Source organism: Cupriavidus sp. 01L415, assembly GCF_056400065.1.
Window position 1 is genome coordinate 399,559 of the sequence record NZ_JBFTSP010000001.1, and the last position, 20,296, is coordinate 419,854.

The following is a 20,296-nucleotide window of genomic DNA, read 5'->3' on the forward strand; positions in this document are numbered from 1 at the left end:
CACGACGGTTGAAACAACGATCAGAAGCGGTGCTGCAAGCCCGCCGTCACGCCGACCTGATTGTTGGCGTAGCCAACGAAATCACGCGAGACACTCACGTTCTGACCATTGCGCGCCTTGGCATACCCGGCTGACAGGTAGGCCATGGTGCGTTTGGAAAGGTTGTACTGGGCGCGCAGCGAAAACAGGATCGGGTCTGCGTCGGTATCGCCCTTGATGTTCTGCTTGTACACCGCGCCGTAGAGCGTGAAGGCGGGCGTGAAGTCATACGCGGCACCCAGCCAGTACATGTCGCTCAGCTGCGAAGCCGCGGCCGTGGTGAACGTGCGCTTGTAGTTGCGGTAGCCGGCGTACACCGCCAGCGAGCCGAAGTCGTAGCTCGCCCCGGCGTGGATGCCCTGGATGTAGTCGACGCTGTCGGCCGGCGTGGTGCTGGTGCCCGCGCCGTTCTGGCGATCCCAGGTCACGGCCGCCGCAAAGCCGCCCGCGTTGTAGCCGACGCCCAGGTCGTACTTGGACGAACTCTTGAAGCTGCCCGCCACCTCGCCCAGCGCCACGGTGGCGCCCAGCTTGACGCCGCCGAACGTGCCGTCATAGCGGACCATGTTGGTGGCGCGCGTGAACATGCCATCCTTGCGGCCGCCCGTGGCGTTGGACGACGTCGCCCACGAGTAGTTCGGCGCGTAGCCCATCGGGTCGAACGGCAGCATGAAATCGTAAGTCGTGGTGAAGTCGCGGCCCATCAGTACCCGGCCGTACTTGCCGGACAGGCCCACCGTCGCGCGGCGGTCGAACAGCGTGTTGTCGGTGTCGAGCTTGCCGGTATCCACCGCGATGCCGGATTCGAGCACGAACACGGCCTTCAGGCCACCGCCCAGGTCTTCCGTGCCGCGCAGGCCCCAGCGGGACGTGTTCTTGCCGCCCGAGGTCATCTTGACCGTGGAGGTGCCGCCCGGGCCCGCATGATTCACGTACTCGATGCCGGAGTCGACGAGGCCGTACAGCGTCACGCTGGACTGCGCCGCCGCGCCACCCGATACCGCGCAACCCAACGCGGCCAGGGTCAATGCCTTCCCTTTCATACCAGTCTCCCAGTGTCGTTCTAGTTGTGGAACGGCACGGATGGTATGGGAGCCTCACTTTCAGATCGCTTTCGAAATTCCCGTCATTTCAGGCTGTTGCACGGCCTCGGATTGGGGGTTTCCCTAGCTAGGCACGGACTGTCGCTTGCGGGTATCACTCCACGCGGCCATCTGTCGGCCGCATCATCCCTCCCTGCCGTCGTGCCGTATCCCTGCCATGCGTATCCTGCTTGCCGAAGACAACCTGAAACTGGCCGCCTCCCTTGTGGAGTCGCTGAGCCAGACCGGCTTCACGGTCGATTGCATGCATGACGGGGCCAGTGCGGACCACTTGCTGACCACGCAGGACTACGCGCTGGCGATCCTCGATATCGGCCTGCCGCGCCTCGACGGGCTGGAGGTGCTGCGTCGGCTGCGCCAGCGGCGCAATGCGGTGCCCGTGCTGGTCCTGACGGCCCATGGATCGGTGGAAGACCGCGTGCGCGGGCTCGACCTGGGCGCCGACGACTACCTGGCCAAGCCATTCGCCCTGAGCGAGCTGGAGGCGCGCGCACGCGCGCTGATCCGCCGCAGCCACGGGCACGACCGGACCGAACTCCACTGCGGCCCGCTCCACTACGACAGCGTCAGCCGCGCCTTCACGCTGCATGGCGAACTGCTGGCGCTGACCGGCCGCGAACGCGCAGTGCTGGAAATCCTGCTGCTGCGCGATGGCCGCGCCGTCAACAAGGCGGCGCTGTCCGAGAAGATCTTCGGGATCGACGAATCGGTCAACGCGGATGCCATCGAGATCTACGTCTATCGCCTGCGGAAGAAGCTGGAAGGCAGCGGCGTGGGCATTGTCACGCTGCGCGGGTTGGGCTACCTGCTGGAAGCGCGCGAATCCCCTGCCGAGGCCGCGCGCCCATGAGGGCCGCCAGCCTGCGCCTGCAACTCACGCTCTGGTTGTTGCTGCCGCTGCTGGGCCTGCTGGCGCTGGATGCCTGGCTGACGGACCGGCGCGCCATGGCGGCGGCGCATCATGCATTCGACCGCACGCTGGCCGCATCGCTCAAGTCGATGCGCGAAGGCATCAGCCTGCGCGATGGCCGCGTGGAAGTGGAAGTCCCCTACCTGGCGCTGGAGGTCTTCGATGCCGAAGCCGGATCGCGCATCTACTACCAGATCCGCGACGACCATGGCGTCACGATCACCGGCTACGAGGGCCTGCCGATGCCGCCCGAGCCGGTGCGCTCGCTCTATCGCACCCAGTTCTACGACGCCGAATACCGTGGCGAGCCGCTGCGCATGGCCGCGATGCCACTACCGCTGCACGATGTGCGATCCGCGCGCACGCAACTGGTCTGGGTGCTCGTGGCGGAGACCACCGAGCCGCGCGAGCAGCTTGCGCAGGACATCCTGGTGGGGTCGCTGCTGCAGGAGCTGATGCTGGTCAGCCTGGCGCTCGTCATCGTCTGGTTCGGCGTGCAGCGCGGCCTGCGGCCATTGCGGCGCCTCTCCGATACGATGACCGCGCGCGGCCCCGACGACCTCGAGCCACTCGCGGACGCCGCCCTGCCCGTCGAAACCAAGCCGCTGGTGCTGGCCGTCAACCAGTACGTGGCCCGCCTGCACGGCATGGTGCAGGGACGCAAGCGCTTCTTTGCGGACGCGGCGCACCAGCTCAAGACGCCGCTGGCCATCATCCAGGCCGAATCCGAACTGGCCCTGCGCGAGCAGGACCTGCCGGGCGTGCGCGCGCACGTCGAGCGGCTGCATGGCTCCGTCCGTCAGGCCGCCAAGGAAGTGGAACAACTGCTGTCCCTGTCGCGGCTGGAGCCGGACAGCGGCTACGCGCCTACGTTGCGGCGGCTGCGGCTCGATACGATCGCGCAGGCCGTGGCACTGGAATGGGCACCGCTCGCGCGGCGCGATGGGGTGGACCTGGGCTTTGAAGGCGACACGGCGGTGGAGATCAACGGTCAGCCGGACCTGCTGCAAGAGATGCTGGGCAACCTGATCGACAACGCGATCCGCTATGCGGGGGCCGGGTCCATCGTCACGGTGCGGATCGATGGACCGTGCCTGTTCGTCGAGGATAACGGCCCGGGAGTCGCCACGTTCGAGCGGGATTCGGTGTTCCATCGCTTCTATCGCGGCGAGGCCAGCGCGGCACGCGCGGGCAGCGGGCTGGGGCTGTCGATCGTTCGCGAGATCGCGCGCCTGCATGACGCCACGGTCGCGTTGGCGGAAACGCAAGGCGGCGGGCTGACCGTCGCGGTGCGGTTCCCGCCAGCTTCCTGACGACGACGGGCGCGGCCCGTCAGACCAATCGGACCAATCCGCCCGGTCAGGCGTGGCCAGTGACCTTGGTGATCCGGCGCTCGAACCACTCGTCGAGCATCGCCTTTTCATACCGCAGCCGGTCCGCGTAGCCATACAGGTTGACGCCCCATGTGAAGTTCATGTTGGCCAGACGCTCCTGGCCGCTGGCGACGACTTCCTCGCCATGCTTGAGCACGTAGCGCAATGACATGCGCGGCCACGCCGCATCGCGAATCACCCTGACCTGCGATGAGTAGCGCCAGTCGACGTAGCCGGCCAGATCGATGTCGAGTACCTCGATGCTGAGCGCATAGCCTTCGGGCAGGTTCCGGGCGGCGAGCCTGGCCAGGTGCTGGCTGATGTCGTCGAGCACTTGCCGGTCGCTACCGTACGACTGCGACCATGCTGCATCGGTAAAGGTCTCGGGGTGGATAAACGTCACGGACAGTGTGCCGGACGGATGGTCGGCCACGGGTGGAGACGGTGCGGCGCCGACGATGGCCGGCAGCCCCAGCGACACGATCGCGGCCAGCGTGGGAATGGTGTACCTGGACATGGCATCAATGCCTCGCTACAGGTCTGCACGGCTGGGAATAGCGGCAGATGACAACATCCGCCGCCCGGCGTCCAGCCGGCGAGGCCGGGCTGTCTACAGCATAGTTCACCCGCCTGCCCGAGGCGCGGGACGCAGGCCCCGACCGGTGCGCGCTCCGGGGATCTATGTGCGCGACAGGTTGGCGCGTACGCGTTGCAACAGGCCGATGAACTGGTCGGCTTCGGCCGGGGTCAGGCCGTCGAGCGCCTGCTCGGCCACCAGGTCTCCGACCCTGCGTGCCGCGTCCAGCGCCTGGCCCGCCTTGTCGGTCATGCGTACCATGCGCTCGCGACGATCCTCGGGGTTGGGCCGGCGTGCGATCCATCCGCCCTCTTCCATGCGGTCCAGCAGCCGCCCGGCCGAGATCGGCGCGACTTCCATCAGGTCCGCCAGCGATGCCTGATTCACTTCGCCGTAGTGCGACAGGTAGGCCAGCGCCCGGTACTGGGCCCGCGTCAGGTCAAGCGAGGTGCGGGCGAGCTCGTCGAACCGCTTGCCGGACAGCCGGCCGACGTCCGCCACCAGGAAGCCGAAGCGCTTTTCGAGATTCATTTCCATCGCGCGGTGAGAGGGAGTTCGTCGCCCGAAACGTACTGTCGCGGCGCGACAGCGGGGCCGCCACATTGTGGCGCGACCTGATCTAAGCTGGTAGCCTGATGCGACCCCTTCAGGCGGAGAAGCAATGCCCACCTATGACTATCGGTGTGATGACTGTGGCGACTTCGCGCTGATGCGGCCGATTGCCCGGCGCGATGAGCCGGCGGCCTGCCCTCGGTGCGGGGCGATGGCGGCACGCGCGCTGGTGGCCGCACCGGCGCTGGCGGGCAGTGACAGCAGCGGATCGGCATCGAACGAATCATCGAGCCACGGCGCGGGATGTGCGTGCTGCGGGCCGGTCAAGCTGGCCGGCCGCTCGGATGGGCCGGGAATGCGCAGGGGCGGCGCGCGCTGATCGACGCCAGACCGCGACGGCCAAATCGCGACGAGCATAGCGCCCATGGATTCGACCTAGAGGCCCCCGGTTCCCGCGCGGAACGCGTCGCCAATCTGCGTGACCAGCCGCATCAGGTGCGGCTCGAGTTCGCGAGCGGCCTCCGCCACGGAGGCGCGGGTCGACAGACTGACGTTAAGCACATGCACCGGATGATGTCCCAGCCGCAGCGGCGCGGACATCGCCACCACTTCGGGTTGCCAGCTGGCCGCGCACCAGCCGCGCCGCTGGACCTGCGCCACGGCATCGAGGATTTCCGCCTCCAGTTCGGCCCAGCCGGCGGGAAACCGCCGCGCGAACACGGCCATCAGGCCCTGCCGCTCGTCGGCGGGCGCCACGGCCAGCCAGGCACGTCCGAGCGAGGTCAGCGCCATCGGCACGCGCTGCCCGGTCACGACGGTGCGCAGTGACACCTTGCGGCTGTAGCGGATCGATTCGAGATAGACCATCTCGTCGCGGTCGGCCATCGCCAGCCCGACGTTGAGATGTTCGGCCTGGGCCAGTTCGCGCATCAGTGGTGCCGCCACATGCAACACCGCGGACCCGGTGTGCATCGCGTGCGCCAGACTGAGGACCGGTGCCCCGAGCCGGTAGGCGCGCAGCGCGGCATCGTATTGAAGAAAGCCGGTATCAACGAGACTCTGGGTCAGCCGCGAGACGGTCGAACGTGCCAGTCCGGTACGCTCGGCGAGGTCGCCGTTGCCCAGCACATCGGAACCGGGCCGGAAGGCCCGCAGGATCTCGATGCCGCGTTCGAGCGAGCGATTGGCCAGCGTGCTGGCCGGGCGGCCACGAGCCCGGCTGCGGGCGTCCTGCGTATCCACGGTGCTGTCTCCTGCGCGTCGCTTTTGCGTTGTTGTTCTGCAATTCCGTCAAGCGGAAATGTCAGACGCGAGTCTCGCACAAATCAGGAGCGCCCGTGCGGGCCGGATCTCGGGCTGGAGGGCTCTCAGGCCAGCCACTCGGCCAGCACGGTGTTGATGGCGTCGTGGGCCTCGAACTGGACCCAGTGCCCCGCACCCGGAATAAATGCGCCCCGGCGATCGGGACGGCCTGTCACCAGCTGGTCCAGCACCGCGCGCGGATCGGCCGTCACGTCGTGCTCGCCGTAGGCCACCAGCACCGGGCCGCCGAAGCGGTCGAGCGCATCCGCCAGGCCGCCGGCGCGCGAAATGTGCTTGCTGCGAAAGCGCGCATGACGGCAGGACTCCGTGTAGGCCAGCAGCGCCAGCGCATCCACGCTGGCGGGGTCCGCGATCATGAATGCCTCGACGTTGTGGCGCATCGCCTGCGTGAGCGCCTCGGCCCCTTCGGCGCGGCGCCAGTCGACCAGCGCCGTCTGCTGCCGCCGGACGCCGCCGTGGCCGCCCGGCCCAAGCAGTGCCAGACGGCGCACACCCGGCAACTGGCTGGCGAGATGCGACGCCGTCAGCCCGCCGAAAGAGAACCCGACCAGATCCACCGCGTGCGTGCCGGGCAATTCGGCAAAGCCCGCCACCACCGCGTCGATCAGGGACTGCAGCGCCCCGTCCGCCGGATCGCCCGATTCGCCGTAACCCGGCAGGTCCGGCGCCCAGACCGTATGCCGCGCCGCGAGCGCCTCGATATTGCGGACCCAATGCAGCCAGCTGCCGTGGCCGCCATGCACCAGCAGCACGGCCGGGCCACTGCCGAAACGCCGCCAGACGATGCGGCAGCCGCCCGCGTCCGTGATAAAGGTCGTGGCCTGCTGCATCAGCCACTCGACCTCCGCCGCCGCGTTTGCTGCGCTTGCCGCGTTTGCCACGCCTGCCTCATTTACCGTCACGCGCTCCGCGGATGCCGTCATCATCGCTCCCTTCCCTGTCATGCCTCGCCAATCACCACCACGCCGTCCGCCGCGCGCACGCCCTGCCCGGCGGGCAGCACGAAGACGGGGTTGATTTCCGCCTCGACCAGCCGTGTGCCAACCGATGCCGTCATCACCGAAAACGCGACAATAGCATCCGCCAGCGCCTCCACGTCGGCTTTAGGCCGGCCACGGTAGCCATCGAGCAGCGGCCACGTCTTCAGGTCGCGGATCATGGACAGGGCCTCGTCACGCGAGAGGCCACCCGTTGGCGGCAGCAGGCGCATGGTGGTGTCCTGGAACAATTCGGCCGTGACCCCACCCATGCCGAGCAGGATCGCCGTGCCGAGCGCATCGCGGTGCATGCCGAGGATCAGCTCCACGCCACCGCTGACCATCTCCTGCACCAGGAAGCGCGTCGGCGCGTCACCGGTGTGCGCTTTCACGTCATCGGCCATCCTGGCCAGCCGGGCCGGAATGTCCTGCGGCGCGATATTGACCGCCACGCCGCCGATGTCGCTCTTGTGCGTGATGGTGGACGACAGGATCTTGAGCACCACGCGATCACCGAGATCGCGCGCGGCCCTGGCGGCGGCGTCTGCATCCGTCACCACGACTTCCCGCACGCCCGGCAGGCCGAAGCGCGCAAACAGTTGCTTGGCGCCGGCCTCGTCGAGCGATCCGGGCTGCAGGTCGGACGTATCGACGTCGGCACGGATCGCGGCGCCCTGCGCGGGTGCCAGCGACTTCAGTTGCCCGGCGGCCAGCATCGCGCCGAGCGCCACGGCGCACGATTCCGGCGCGCTGAACGCCGGCACGCCGCGCTGGTTCAGCACCGCCGCCACCTGCGGCGCGTGCGGGCTGACGTAGGCCAGCACCGGCTTGTCGCTCTCCGGCAGGCAGTCGCGGATCGCATTGGCCATCAGGTCCGGCATGGCCAGCCCGGATGAGCCGACGATGATCGCCACTGCGTCGTACGACGGGCTGGCCAGCAATGCGCGAATCGCACCGCGCAGCAGGTCGGGTTGCAGGCCCGCCAGCGTCACGTCGATGGGGTTGCGGTCCAGCGCCGCGTGGTCGCCCTTCTGCAGCCCCCGCAGGCGATCGGCGGTGGCCGCGTCGGGCGCCGGGGTTTCAAAGCCGGACACGCCCAGGCTGTCGGACACCAGCGTGCCGGCGCCGCCCGTCGAGGTCAGCACCGCCACGCGATTGCCATGCAGCACGCGGCCCGTGGCAAGCGCCGCGGGAATATCGAGAAGATCCGCGAAGGTCTGCGCGCGGATCACGCCCACCTGCCGGAACAGCGCGTCGTACATCTTGTCGGCCCCGGCCATGGCGCCCGTGTGCGACACCGCCGCGCGGGCCCCGGCTTCCGAGCGGCCGATCTTGAACGCCACCACGGGCTTGCCCGCCGCCGCGGCCTTCAGCGCCGCCGCGCGGAATTTCTCGGGATGCCGCACGCTTTCCACGTACAGCGCGATCACCCGCGTGGCGTCGTCATCGGCCAGGTAGTCGATGAAGTCGGCCAGGTCCAGGTCCGCCTCATTGCTGGTGGAAACCAGCTTGGACAGCCCGATCCCACGCGCCGCCGCACGCGACAGCAGCGCACCGAGGATGCCGCCGCTCTGCGACACCACGCCGATGCTGCCCGCCGGAAAGTGTTCCATTTCCAGCGCGCCGCTGGCCGACAACGGAATGCTGTCGGTCAGGTTGACGAGGCCGATGGTGTTGGGCCCGAGCAAGCGCATGCTGCCCGCGGCCTCGATCAGTTCCGCCTGCCGGCGCGCGCCCTCGGCACCCGTTTCCGTATAGCCGCTGGCCAGCACGATCGCCGCGCCCGTGCCGCGCCGTGCCAGCTCGCGCACCGCGTGATGCGCGCGTTCCGCGCCCAGCAGCACGATGCCGACGTCCGGCACCTCGGGCAGCGAACCGATATCCGGATAGCAGCGCAGCCCGTCGATGGCATCCACCTTGGGATTGACCGGATAGATCGCGCCCTCAAAGCCGTGGCGCGTCAGGTACGACACCGGGCGGCCCGCCGTCTTGTTGGGATCGGCCGATGCGCCGATCACGGCCACGCTGCGCGGCTTGACCAGGCGCGCGATGGCGGCGGACGTGGAGGTCATCAGTTCGGTCGCCATCGCTCAGCCCTTTGCAGCGGCCGTCTTGGCCAGGAAGGCCAGCACGGATTCCCGGTGCTCGGCGCTGGTGTAGCAGATGCCCTGTGCCTGGCTGCCTTGCCCGAAGACCTGGTCGGCGGTCAGCTCGAAGGTCTGGTTCAGGATGCTCTTGCCCAGCGCCAGTGCGGTCGGCGAGCCGTGGGACAGTTCGGCGGCCCACGTCAGCGCATCGCCGAGCAACGTCTCTGACGACGACAGCCGGTCGGCGATGCCAAGCTTCAGCGCCTCGGCAGCGTCCACCTTGCGGCCCGAGAAAATCAGCTCCTTGGCCGCAGGCAGGCCCGTGCGGCGCGGCAGGAAGTACATGCCGCCGCCATCGGGAATCAGGCCACGGTGGATATACGACCACGTGAAGCTGGCGGCGTCCGATGCGATCACGAAATCGCAGGCCATCGCCATGTCGGCACCCAGCCCGTTGGCGCCGCCATTGACGGCGGCAATGGTCGGCTTGGGCATGTTGTGCAGCAAGCCCACGGAATGATGCACGCGCTGCTGGCGGGTCCAGCCATTGAAGCCCACCTCTCCCGGCGGCGCGTCCATGCGGCGCTGCATGCCGGCGACATCGCCACCCGCGCAGAAGCCCTTGCCGGCACCGGTCAGCACCAGCGCGCGGATGGCGCGGTCGGCGGTCACGCGTTCCAGCGCGGTAATCAGCTCGGTGCGCATGTCGTCGCTGATCGCGTTGCGTTTTTCGGGACGATTCAGGGTCAGCACGGCAATGCCGTCGCGGACGTCGAGCTGGATCAGGTTGAAATCGGTCATGGTGAAGTTCTCGGAAAATTCGGGCGAAATCAGTTCAGGGTGATCCTGGCGTCCTTGACGACCTTGCTCCAGCGCACCTCTTCGCCGCGCACGTAGCGGGCGAGTTCCTCGGGTGTGCCGGGGCTGACGATCAGGCCCTCGGCATCGGCGCGCTTGCGGAATGCCTCGGTGGTCACGGCCTTGTGCGCGGCGGCGTTGAGGCGGGCGATCACCGGCGCAGGCGTGCCGGCGGGGACGAACAGGCCATACCAGCTTTCGGCGACGTAGCCGGGCACGCCGCTCTCGGCGATGGTCGGCACCTTGGACAGATCGGGGCTGGCCGAACGCTGGGCGCTGGTGACGCCGAGCGCGCGCAGCTTGCCGGATTCCAGCAGGTTGCCGACAGCGGAGGCCGTGGCGAACATCAGGTCCACCTGGCCACCCAGCAGGTCGGTAATGGCGGGGCCGGCGCCCTTGTAGGGGATGTGGTTCAGGTCGACCTTGGCCAGGCTCTTGAACAGTTCCCCGGCCAGATGCGCGGACGTGCCCGGGCCTTGCGAGGCAAACGAGATGCGGCCCGGCTGGGCCTTGGCCGCCGCGATCACGTCGCGCACCGATTTGTACGGGCTGTCCGCGCGCACCACCAGCACATTGGGCGAGCGGCCCACCAGCATGACGGGCGCGAACGCCTTGTCGGTGGTATACGGCAGCTTGGGCTGCAGGCTCGGGTTGACGGCATGCGCGAAGGTGGCCATGACCAGCGTGTAGCCATCCGGCGCGCTCTTGGCCACGTTGTCCGTGCCGATAATCGTGCCGCCGCCGGGGCGGTTGTCGACGACGACGGTCTGGCCCAGGTCCTGCCCCATCGCCACGCCCATCGCGCGGGCAATCAGGTCCGTTCCGCCACCCGGCGAGAACGGCACCACGATGCGGATCGGCTTGTCGGGGAACGTGGAGGCCGCGGCGTGCGTGGTGGCGGGCGCCGAGGCGCCCAGGATCGCGAACATCGCGGATGCGGATACCACGGCCAGCCGGCCGGCGGCGCGGAAATAAGGGAATGCCAAGGCTGTCTCCTGTTGCTGTTGTCGCGTCACCCGCAGGGATCGGACGGCACGTCTTCAATGGCTACAGCGTAGGCGCATGCGTCGTTTCACGCAGCCCGTCAATTCCGTTTGGTGGAATTGAATCGCACGCGAGTACCGCATGGAGGCGGCGTCGCCAGGTCCGCAAGCGACGGCCAAACCTGGACGAATGGGTATGCGGAACGGACGGAACGTATCCAATGCCCCGGCCTTGCGATCCATACTGGAAACCAGCCAGACAGGGATGGCCGCGCGTCATGCGCGACCCCGCCGGATGCCAGCGCGGCACCCCTTGTCGCAACGTTCCCAGACTACCCATTGGAGGTAAAAGATGACTCAATCCCGCTTATCGTCGATGCCGGCGCCGGAACTCCATGTGACGGAATGGCTGAATACGCCGCAGCCCATCACATTGCGCGACTTGCGCGGCAAGGTGGTGGTGATCCACGCATTCCAGATGCTTTGCCCCGGCTGCGTTTCACATGGGATTCCGCAGGCGGAACGCATTCGCCGGACGTTTCGCGACGACGTGGCGGTGATCGGCCTGCATTCGGTCTTCGAGCACCATGCCGTCATGACCGTCGACGCGCTGAAGGTCTTTCTCCACGAATATCGCGTGAGCATCCCGATCGGCGTGGATCAGCCGACGCCCGGGCAAGCGGTGCCGATGACGATGCAGGCCTATGGCATGCGTGGCACGCCAAGCCTGATCGTGCTGGACAAGGCGGGCAATATTCGCCTCCACCATTTCGGGCAAGCCGATGACATGGCGGTCGGCGCATTGATCGGGCAACTGGTGGGCGAGACGCCGCCGTCCGATGCTCCTGCGGAACAGGCCCCGATGGCGAATGGCGAGCGACCGGCAACAGGCTGCGACACCGGCGCCTGCGCGCGCGAGGCGTCGTGAAGCAGGCAAAAAAATGGACGGCCGCGAGAGAGAGCGAATGGCCGTCCTTAAGGGAGCTTAAGTGGAGCTCAAGTGGAGCGTAAGCGGAGTGGTCAGGCGCGCAGGTGCGCTACGACATCAGGATTGGCGAGGTTCACCGGTTTGCCGGCGAAGAAGCTGTTGAGATTGTCGAAGGCGGTGCCGTAGTAGGCCTCGTAGTTATCCTTCTCGACAAAGCCGATGTGGGGCGTGCAGAGCGCGTTATTGAGCGTGAGCAGCGGATCGTCGGCGCCGAGCACCGGCTCGCGTTCGTAGGCGTCCACGGCGGCAAAGCCCGGCCGCCCCGCGCGCAGCGCATCGGCCAGCACGCCGGGCGGAATCAGCTCCGCGCGGCTCGTATTGACCAGCAATCCCGTCGGCTTCATGCGGGCGAGATCGGCGGCCGTGACGATGCCCTCCGAGTCCTTTGTCAGGCGGATATGGAGCGTGACGATATCGCTGTCGGCAAAGAACGCCTCGCGCGAAGGCGCCACCTCGAAGCCGTCCGCGCGGGCATCGGCGGTGGAGCCTTCGCGCCCCCATACCCACACCTTCATGCCGAACGCGCGCCCAAAGCCCGCCACCTGCTTGCCAATGCGGCCATAGCTCCAGACCCCCAGGCGCTGGCCGCGCAACTGCTGCCCCAGATGGCCCTGCCACTGGCCGGCGCGCAAGCGGTTGACCTCGGCCACCAGATGCCGGCGGCTGGCCAGCATCAGCGCCCAGGCCAGTTCGGCCGTTGCGGCGCCGGACCCGCTGCCCTCCGCCACGGCAATGCCGCGCGCGGAGCAGGCCGCGAGGTCGATGTGGCCCGCAACCTTGCCGGTCTGGCTGATCAGCCGCAGGCGCGGCAGGCGATCCAGCAATGCGGCGGTGATGACCGTACGCTCGCGCGTCAGCACGATGGCATCGGCATCGCCCAGCCGGGCAGCCAGCGCGTCGATATCCTTGACGTTGTCGTGGTAGACCGTCACGTCGTGACCGGCCAGCCGGGCAAAGCAATCCAGGGTCCGCACGCAGTCCTGGTAGTCATCGGGAATGGCGATTCGCATGATGGAAGTAGGCGTTACAGGCGGTGAAATTACGAGAGGGTGATGTGGAGGCGGTGGACGACGTCTTGCCAGCTCGCCAGATCCTTGCGGATCAGCGCGCCGAACTCCGCCGGGGGCATGCCGCCGGGATCGATGCCCTGCTCGTGCAGGTATTGCACGCCGGCGGGACTTTGCAGCGCGGCGCGGATCTCGTCGTAGAGCCGTTGCTGCACCGGTGCCGGCGTCCCAGCGCGCACCAGCATGCCGTACCACGCGTGGATATCGAAGCCGGGATAGCCGCATGCGGCCACCGTCGGCACGTCGGGCAACACCTTCGCCCCGCTGGCCGGCGCCACGGCCAGCGCACGCAGCTTGCCCGCTCGCAGGTAAGGCAGCGCCGTGGGCGTGTCGAGGAACATGAAGTGAATCTGGCCGCCCAGCAGGTCCGTGACGGCGGGCGAAGCCCCGCGATACGGCGCGTGCACGACCTGGATGCCGGCACGGTCCGCAAATAGCGCGCCGGCCAGGTGCGCGGAGGTGCCGGGCCCCGAGGAGCCATAGCTCATCGACCCGCCCGCGCGCTTCGCCTGCGCCACCAGTTCCTGCAGTGTCCTGGCGGGCGCGTCGGCGCGCACCACCAGCACGTGGGGAATAAAGCCGACGACCGTCACCGGCGCGAAGTCCTTGTCCGCCACGTAGGGCACGGACGGCATCAGCGCGGGGTTGGTGACGAGCTGGATCGACGACAGCACCATCGTGTAGCCGTCCGCCGGCGCGCTGGTGACCTGTCCCAATCCGATCACGCCCCCGGCGCCCGGCCGGTTTTCCACGACGACGGGCTGACCCAGGCTGCCGCCCATCTGGCGCGACAGCAGCCGCGCAATCGCATCGACCGGGCCGCCAGCCGCGAACGGCACGACCAGCCGCAAAGGCTTGTCGGGGTACGTGGCCGCGCGGGCCGATGGCAGCCAGCCGGCGGCCAGCGCGGCGGGCGCCGCCTTGAGCAGCACGCGCCGGCGGGCATCCACGGGGCCTCCTGTCGATGCCGTCGACTCTGTCGGTGACGTCGGTGCCGTCGGATCGATGGGCGGGAGGGCAAAACGGGTCATGCGGAAGTCTCCGGCAGTCTCCGGTACGCCCGTTGCCTTGTCGCAATCGGGGTCCGGCTGTTATTGAATCCGCACAGTGTAGGAAGAAATCCACCGGCCAGAAGCATCGATTTCCATGCCGTGGAAATGATGCGCGGCCACGGCTGTCCGGCGTGCCGTGCGTCGCCTAGATTACCTGTTGCGCCTCGCGCCCGCGCCGCCGCATGGGCATTTCCGCCATGCCGCTATGCCGCTGCCGTGCCGGGCGCGCGCGTATGTCCCCAGCACCCTGACAATCACAAGACAAACAGAGGAGCACCATGCCGGCCTACACATTGCAGGTCAACGGCCAGACCCGGACCGTCGACGTCGATAGCGATACCCCCCTGCTCTACGTCCTGCGCGACGACCTTGGCCTGCACGGCCCGAAATTCGGTTGCGGGCTCGGCCAGTGCGGCGCCTGCACCGTGTTGTTTAACGGCGCGGCCACGCGGTCATGCGTGCTGCCCGTGTCGTCCGTCGGCGACGCCAAGGTCACCACGCTGGAAGGACTCGGCACGCCCGAGCACCCGCATCCCGTGCAGGCCGCCTTCATCGCCGAACAGGCGGCGCAATGCGGCTACTGCATCAACGGCATGGTGATGACGTCGGTGGGGCTGCTGTCCCAGACGGCGAAGCCCACGGAAACGCAGATTCGCGACGCGCTGGCCGGCAACCTGTGCCGCTGTGGCACGCACACCCGGATCATCAAGGCCGTGCAACGTGCCGCCGGCACGCCGGTGAAGGAGGCCTGAGCCATGGATCGCCGCACTTTTCTCAAGGGTTCAGGCGGGTTGGTGGTGTCGTTCACGCTGCCGGGGCTGCTGGCCCCTGCCAGTGCCCGGGGGCTGACCGCCGTCGATGCCGCCGGACAGACCGTGACGAAGGCGTCCACGGTGAAGGGCCAGGTCGACGCCTGGCTGGCGATCGCGCCGGACGGCCGCGTGACGGTGTATAGCGGCAAGGTGGACCTGGGCACGGGCGCCCGCACGGCCCTGGCGCAGATGGTGGCCGAGGAACTCGACGTGCCATTCGGCAACGTCGACATGATCATGGGCGACACGCTGCTGACGCTGGACCAGGGCCAGACTGCCGGCAGCCTGACGATCCAGGATGGCGGCGGTACGCTGCGACGGGCGGCCGCCAGCGCGCGACAGGCGCTGGTGTCGCGCGTCGCGGCGCAGTGGGCCGTCACGGCGGACGCGTTGACCGTCATCGACGGCGTCATCGCCACGCGTGCCGGGGATCGCCACATCGGCTATGGCGAACTCGTCGCCGGCAAGCCACTGGAGGTGGCGCTGGACCCCAAGGTGCCGCTGAAGGCGCCGGCGGACCGCAAGCTGGTCGGCAAGACCGTGGCGCGCGTCGATATCCCCGGCAAGGTCACCGGCCAGTTCACCTTCATGCAAGACTTCAAACTGCCCGGCATGCTGCATGCGCGGGTCATCCGCCCGGCCGGACCCGGCGCGCGGCTGGTCAGCGTCGACGAGAACTCGATCCGCGACCTGCCCGGCGTGCGCATCGTCCGCAAGCAGGACTTCCTGGCCGTGCTGAGCCCGAGCGAATGGGGCGCGGTCAAGGCCGCGCACCTGCTGAAGGTGCAGTGGGACGATCAACCGCACTTCCCTCCGCAGGATCAGATGTACACCTACTGGCGCGGGTTGCCGGTGAACAAGGTGGAAACCGCCGCCGACAAGGGCGACACCGCCGCGGCGCTGGCCGGCGCCAGCAAGCGGCTCAAGGCGACCTACGAATTTCCGCCGCATACGCACGGGTCGATCGGACCCGCCTGCGCCGTGGCGGACTTCCACGACGGCCAGTGCACGATCTGGTCGGCCGCGCAGTCCACCCACTCGCTGCAGGGGGAGATCGCCGTCACGCTTGGCCTCGACAAGGCGAGCGTCCGGCTGATCTATCTGGACGGCGCCGGCTGCTATGGCCGCAATGGCCACGAGGATTGCTCGGCCGACGCTGCGCTGGTCTCGCAACTGGCCGGCGCGCCGGTGCGTGTGCAATGGATGCGCGCCGACGAGCACGGCTGGGACCCCAAGAGCCCGCCCACCGCCGTCGACCTCGAGGGCGGCCTGGACGCGCAGCACCGTCCGCTGGCCTGGAAGTCGGACTTCTACGTGGCGGCGCAGAAAGGCACCATCGAGGAATTTCCGCTGCTGGCAACGATCACGTCCGGCATTCCGCGCGCCTCCTACGTTACCGGCAATATCCAGAAGAACGCGGACATCCTCTACACCTTGCCCAACGTCAGCACCAAGGTTCACAAGCTGACCGACAGCGCATTCCGCACGGCGCACCTGCGCTCGCCGGGCCGCCTGCAGAACGCCTTTGCCAACGAAGCCTTCTTCGACGAACTGGCCGCCGCGGCCGGTGCGGACCCGCTGCAATGGCGGCTGGATTACCTGCCCGATCCGCGCGCCCGCGCCGTGCTGGAGGACGTGGCCAGGCTGGCCGGCTGGAATGCGAAGACCGCCCGCGCGATACGCCGCAAGGGCGACCCGCGCGATGTGGTGCGCGGCCGTGGTCTGGCATTCGTCCGCTACGACAACGACCGGACTTACGTGGCCACCGTGCTGGAAGTGGCCGTCAACAAGAAGGATGGCCATATCCGCGTGACCGACGTCTGGTGCAGCCATGACTGCGGGCAGATCATCAACCCGGACGGCACGCGCAACCAGATCGAAGGCGGCATCGTCCAGACCATCAGTCGCGTGCTGCTGGAGGAATTGCAGTTCGATGCGCATCGCGTGACGTCGCTTGACTGGGCCAGCTATCCGATCCTGCGCTTTCCCGACGTGCCCCGGATCACGGTCAGCCTGATCGACCGCCCCGAGGCGCCACCCTGGGGCGCCGGGGAAATGGCGCCGGCGACGATCCCGGCTGCGATCTCCAACGCGGTCTTCGCCGCCACGGGCGTGCGCCTGCGCTCGGTGCCGTTCCTGCCACCCAAGCTGCTGGCCGGGCTGAAGGCCGCACCGGCAAAGGGGCGCGCGACGGCCTGAGCGGCCCGCGGACATCGCTTATCGGGGTATTAGCGATATCCAATTGGGAATCATGGGCGGGCGCGCCCACAATGCTTCGCATAGGTGGCTTTGCCAGCCTTGCCACCTGTACGAGACATTTGTGCGCGCCCGACCATGCCCCCGACCCTCGACACCGCCACCCTGCCCGCTGCCTCGCCCGCCACCGTCGGCGCCACCATAGCCGATACGCCGGCGGCACGCGTCCCGCGTTCGCGCGCCGCCTTCCTGGGCGCCGGCGCGCTGGTGGCCGTGGGTTACATGGACCCGGGCAACTGGGCGACCGCCATCTCCGGCGGAGCCAAGTACGGCTACAGCCTGCTGGTTGTCGTCGCCACCGCCAGCCTGGTGGCGATCCTGCTCCAGTGGATCGCCGCGCGCCTGGGCGTGGTCACCGGGCGCGACCTCGCGCAACTGAGCCGCGAACGGTTTTCGCGGCGCACCGTGGTGGCACTCTGGATCGCCAGCGAGATCGCGATCATCGCCTGCGATGTCGCGGAGGTCGTCGGCAGTGCCGTGGCGCTGCAACTGCTACTCCATGTGAACCTGTGGGTCGGCGTGCTGATGTCGGCCGTCGCCACCGTGGCGATGCTGGCCGTCCAGCGCCACGGGCAGCGCACGATGGAAGCGATGGTGGCCGGGCTGATCCTGCTGGTGGCGCTGTGCTTTGTCGCGCAACTGGCGATGGCCCAGCCCGACTGGGCCGCCGTGGCCGGCGGCTTCGCGCCCTCCCCGGAACTGGTGCGGAATGCCGGCATGGTGTGGCTGGCGGCAGGCATCGTCGGCGCCACGGTGATGCCGCACAACCTTTACCTGCACTCGTCGCTGGTGCGCCGCCACGCGCCCCGGCAAGGCAGCGCCGGCACGCGTCGCCGGGCCATGGTGCAAACGCTGCGCGGCGTCAATCTCGACACCTTCGGCTCGCTGGGTTTTGCTTTCCTGATCAACGCGGCGCTGCTGATCGTGGCCGCCGCCGTCTTCCACGCCAACGGCATCACCGAGGTCAGCGACCTGGCCGATGCCCATCGCCTGCTGGCCCCGCTGCTGCACTCGGACCTGGCCAGCCTGATGTTCGCCGTGGCGTTGCTGGCCTGCGGACTGAATTCCACGCTGACGGGCACGCTCGCCGGCCAGGCGGTGATGGAAGGCTTCCTGAACCTGAAGATGTCGCGCGTGCGCCGCGCACTGCTGACACGCGGGCTGGCCATCGTGCCGGCACTGCTGGCGGTCTGGCTGTTCGGCGAACATGGGTCGGCCCAGTTGCTGGTGGCCAGCCAGGTGGTGTTGAGCTTGTCGCTGCCGCTGGCCGTGGTGCCGCTGATCCGCTTTGGCGCCGATCGCGGCCTGATGGGCGAATGGCGCGTGCGCGGGGTGGCGCTGGCACTGGCCTGGGCATCCGCCGGCCTGATCGTGCTGCTGAACGGCGCGCTGCTCTGGCAAGGCGCGATGGCCTGAGGGCGGGCATCTCCGCCAGCGCGTCTACACCACCGGCTCAAGCTTGCGGTACTGGTTGTAGTGACGGATGGCGCGATGGGGGTCGCCCAGTTCCTCGTGCAGCCGCGCGGCGTTGTAGTGCGCATCGGCAAAGTCCGGGGCGAGGTCGATGCACGCGTGGTAGCTCGCCAGCGCCTCGCGCCTGGCGCCTGCATCCTCCAGTGCGACGCCAAGGTTGAAATGCAGCATGGGCTGCGTCGGCAGGTGTTCCAGCGCCACGCGGTAGCGCGTCACGGCCTCGTCGAATCGTCCCTGTTCGCACAACAGGCAGCCCAGATTCATCCACGCATCGAGGTAGTCGGGCGCAGCCGTCACCGCGCGCTGGTAAGCCGCCACCGCGCCGGCCGGGTCGGTCGGTTCCAGCGACACGGCGTGGTCGAACCACGTGACGGGGTCATCCGGCGGCGCCTGCTTGCGTGGCCGGCGCAGATCGACGACGGCACCACTGCCCGCCGCCTCATCGCTGCCGGCCGCGTCCAGGTCCAGCACGAACTGCCCGGTATCGACATGCCAGCGCCCCTGCCGGTCGTGGACTGTGACGTCGCCACCGACGGCGGTCACGCGCAGGCCAGTCGGCGGACGCCCCTCGCCCAGTCCCTGCAAGCGCCTGAGCGACCGCGTGATATGACGCGTGGGAATGCGGGACTCTCGCAATGACTGCGCCGTCCGCAGCAGCACGATGTCCTGGAACGAAAACCGGTACTCATGCCGCGTGCCGCGCCGGGGGGCGATGACGCCCGCCGCGATCATCGCGGTCACCACGGTACGCGGGATGCCAAGCAGCGCCTGAACATCCCGCATGGAATAGGCTTCCATTGTCGCGCCAGTCCCCTTGCCTGCTATTTGCGCGCCGCGCGCCGGGGCGCCTCGGCCACCGTCGCCGCCGCCCGCTTGGCGGTCTTGCGTGGCGCGGGCTCCGCCGTGGCCTTGGCGGCGGTCTTGCCGGCTGCCGGCTGCCGCTTGTTGGCGCCGATGCTCTTGCGCAGCGCCTCCATCAGGTCGATCACCTCGCCGCCTGTTGCCGGCGGGGCTTCAGCGGCCACGGTGATCTTCTTGCCGGCGATCTTCTTGTCGATCTGCGCCAGGATCCGCTGCTTCTCCTCGTCCGTGTAGGCCGACGCGTCGTACCCCTTCACCGAGTTCTGCTCGATCAGCTGCTGCGCCAGCGCCAGTTCGGCCGGTAGCACGTCCGTGCGTTCCACGTGCAGGTCCGCCATGTCGCGCACCTCGTCCGCATAGAGCAGTTGCTGCAGGATCAGGCCGTCGTCGCCCACGCGGATCTGCACCATGTACTGCTTGCCCTTCCACGACCACTTGGCCAGCGCGCAGGTCTTCGTCTTGCGCATGGCCTCCGACAGCAAGTTGTAGGGCTTGGCGCCGCGCTTGTCCGGCCCCAGGTAGTAGGCCTTGTCGTAGTAAATGGGATCGATGGCACCGGCCGGCATGAAGGACACGATGTCGATGGTCTGCTCGGCCGCCTCTTCCAGCGCCTTGAGTTCCTCCGGGTCGAAGGTCACGTAGCGGTCCTTGTCGAACTCGTAGCCCTTGACCATCTCGGACCGTTCCACGACCACGTCTTCCTTCAGGCAGATGTACTGCTGGCGCAGCCGCGATCCGCAGCCCTTGTGCAACAGGTTGAAGCTGATCGCGGACTTGCTCTCGGTGGCCGAGTAAACCTTCACCGGGATGGAAACGAGCCCGAAGCTGATGGATAGCGAGGCGATGGAACGTGCGGCCATGGCGCATACCTCCGGTGAAGCACCTGTCATTCTGGCCAGTCTAGTCCGCCACGCCCGGTCAGTTCCAGCCGCCAACAGCGCAAGTGCCGGAGGGGCCGCGCCAGCAGGCGTGCAGTGGCGATTGAGCGACTCGGACTGACAGGGC

19 protein-coding genes are annotated in these 20,296 nt (G+C 68.3%); 7 read left to right on the top strand and 12 right to left on the bottom strand.

What is annotated here, in order from left to right:
- Nucleotides 1-20: 20 nt before the first annotated feature.
- A complete protein-coding gene (locus AC1DOX_RS01855) occupies nt 21-1,082 on the bottom strand; it encodes a porin (protein WP_092137901.1) in 1,062 nt (353 codons plus the stop codon).
- A gap of 217 nt (nt 1,083-1,299) precedes the next feature.
- On the opposite strand from AC1DOX_RS01855, the gene AC1DOX_RS01860 reads away from it, so the two are divergent.
- A complete protein-coding gene (locus AC1DOX_RS01860; RefSeq protein ID WP_441617562.1) occupies nt 1,300-1,992 on the top strand; it encodes a response regulator in 693 nt (230 codons plus the stop codon).
- Nucleotides 1,989-3,365 (top strand): sensor histidine kinase, encoded by a 1,377-nt coding sequence (locus AC1DOX_RS01865; RefSeq protein ID WP_441617564.1) that lies wholly within the window; start codon nt 1,989-1,991, stop codon nt 3,363-3,365. The genes AC1DOX_RS01860 and AC1DOX_RS01865 overlap by 4 nt, the downstream gene beginning before the upstream one ends.
- A gap of 46 nt (nt 3,366-3,411) precedes the next feature.
- On the opposite strand, the gene AC1DOX_RS01870 is transcribed toward AC1DOX_RS01865, so the two are convergent.
- Nucleotides 3,412-3,942, bottom strand: coding sequence for a DUF3016 domain-containing protein (locus AC1DOX_RS01870; RefSeq protein ID WP_441617566.1), 531 nt, complete (start codon nt 3,940-3,942; stop codon nt 3,412-3,414).
- 162 nt (nt 3,943-4,104) lie between these two features.
- Entirely contained in the window at nt 4,105-4,539 is a 435-nt protein-coding gene (locus tag AC1DOX_RS01875) for a MarR family winged helix-turn-helix transcriptional regulator (protein ID WP_441617568.1), read from the bottom strand.
- A 124-nt stretch (nt 4,540-4,663) separates the two neighbouring features.
- On the opposite strand from AC1DOX_RS01875, the gene AC1DOX_RS01880 reads away from it, so the two are divergent.
- On the top strand, nt 4,664-4,933 hold the full coding sequence (locus tag AC1DOX_RS01880; RefSeq protein ID WP_092137906.1) for a zinc ribbon domain-containing protein: 270 nt from the start codon (nt 4,664-4,666) through the stop codon (nt 4,931-4,933).
- A gap of 56 nt (nt 4,934-4,989) precedes the next feature.
- Here the strand turns inward: AC1DOX_RS01880 and AC1DOX_RS01885 are convergent, their stop codons facing one another.
- The 5 genes from AC1DOX_RS01885 to AC1DOX_RS01905 form a co-directional block, all read right to left on the bottom strand.
- Nucleotides 4,990-5,796, bottom strand: coding sequence for an IclR family transcriptional regulator (locus AC1DOX_RS01885; protein ID WP_441617570.1), 807 nt, complete (start codon nt 5,794-5,796; stop codon nt 4,990-4,992).
- 125 nt (nt 5,797-5,921) lie between these two features.
- Nucleotides 5,922-6,803 (bottom strand): alpha/beta fold hydrolase, encoded by an 882-nt coding sequence (locus tag AC1DOX_RS01890; protein WP_441617572.1) that lies wholly within the window; start codon nt 6,801-6,803, stop codon nt 5,922-5,924.
- Between the two features lie 14 nt (nt 6,804-6,817).
- Nucleotides 6,818-8,926: an acetate--CoA ligase family protein gene (locus tag AC1DOX_RS01895; RefSeq protein WP_441617574.1), complete on the bottom strand. Its 2,109-nt coding sequence runs from the start codon at nt 8,924-8,926 to the stop codon at nt 6,818-6,820.
- 18 nt (nt 8,927-8,944) lie between these two features.
- A complete protein-coding gene (locus tag AC1DOX_RS01900) occupies nt 8,945-9,742 on the bottom strand; it encodes an enoyl-CoA hydratase/isomerase family protein (protein ID WP_441617576.1) in 798 nt (265 codons plus the stop codon).
- Between the two features lie 29 nt (nt 9,743-9,771).
- Nucleotides 9,772-10,728, bottom strand: a complete 957-nt coding sequence (locus AC1DOX_RS01905) for a Bug family tripartite tricarboxylate transporter substrate binding protein (protein ID WP_441618026.1) — start codon at nt 10,726-10,728, stop codon at nt 9,772-9,774.
- Between the two features lie 406 nt (nt 10,729-11,134).
- Here AC1DOX_RS01905 and AC1DOX_RS01910 point away from each other — a divergent pair, with 406 nt between their 5' ends.
- On the top strand, nt 11,135-11,710 hold the full coding sequence (locus AC1DOX_RS01910; RefSeq protein WP_441617578.1) for a redoxin family protein: 576 nt from the start codon (nt 11,135-11,137) through the stop codon (nt 11,708-11,710).
- A gap of 92 nt (nt 11,711-11,802) precedes the next feature.
- Here the strand turns inward: AC1DOX_RS01910 and AC1DOX_RS01915 are convergent, their stop codons facing one another.
- Together AC1DOX_RS01915 and AC1DOX_RS01920 are read right to left on the bottom strand one after the other, a co-directional pair.
- Complete coding sequence (locus tag AC1DOX_RS01915) at nt 11,803-12,780, bottom strand: D-2-hydroxyacid dehydrogenase family protein (protein WP_441617580.1); 978 nt, start codon at nt 12,778-12,780, stop codon at nt 11,803-11,805.
- Between the two features lie 29 nt (nt 12,781-12,809).
- Complete coding sequence (locus AC1DOX_RS01920) at nt 12,810-13,868, bottom strand: tripartite tricarboxylate transporter substrate binding protein (RefSeq protein WP_441617582.1); 1,059 nt, start codon at nt 13,866-13,868, stop codon at nt 12,810-12,812.
- A 299-nt stretch (nt 13,869-14,167) separates the two neighbouring features.
- Between AC1DOX_RS01920 and AC1DOX_RS01925 the strand changes: the two genes are divergently transcribed.
- The 3 genes from AC1DOX_RS01925 (at nt 14,168) to AC1DOX_RS01935 (ending at nt 18,373) form a co-directional block, all read left to right on the top strand.
- The gene (locus AC1DOX_RS01925) at nt 14,168-14,641 is read left to right on the top strand and encodes a (2Fe-2S)-binding protein (protein WP_092137912.1); all 474 of its coding nucleotides are present in this window, start codon (nt 14,168-14,170) and stop codon (nt 14,639-14,641) included.
- Nucleotides 14,642-14,644: 3 nt separating this feature from the next.
- Nucleotides 14,645-16,900: a xanthine dehydrogenase family protein molybdopterin-binding subunit gene (locus tag AC1DOX_RS01930; protein WP_441617584.1), complete on the top strand. Its 2,256-nt coding sequence runs from the start codon at nt 14,645-14,647 to the stop codon at nt 16,898-16,900.
- Between the two features lie 135 nt (nt 16,901-17,035).
- Complete coding sequence (locus tag AC1DOX_RS01935; RefSeq protein ID WP_441617586.1) at nt 17,036-18,373, top strand: Nramp family divalent metal transporter; 1,338 nt, start codon at nt 17,036-17,038, stop codon at nt 18,371-18,373.
- Nucleotides 18,374-18,397: 24 nt separating this feature from the next.
- Here AC1DOX_RS01935 and AC1DOX_RS01940 read toward each other — a convergent pair whose 3' ends face one another.
- Together AC1DOX_RS01940 and ku are read right to left on the bottom strand one after the other, a co-directional pair.
- A complete protein-coding gene (locus tag AC1DOX_RS01940; RefSeq protein ID WP_441617588.1) occupies nt 18,398-19,228 on the bottom strand; it encodes a tetratricopeptide repeat protein in 831 nt (276 codons plus the stop codon).
- 23 nt (nt 19,229-19,251) lie between these two features.
- Complete coding sequence (ku, locus tag AC1DOX_RS01945; protein ID WP_441617590.1) at nt 19,252-20,151, bottom strand: non-homologous end joining protein Ku; 900 nt, start codon at nt 20,149-20,151, stop codon at nt 19,252-19,254.
- Nucleotides 20,152-20,296 lie beyond the last annotated feature (145 nt).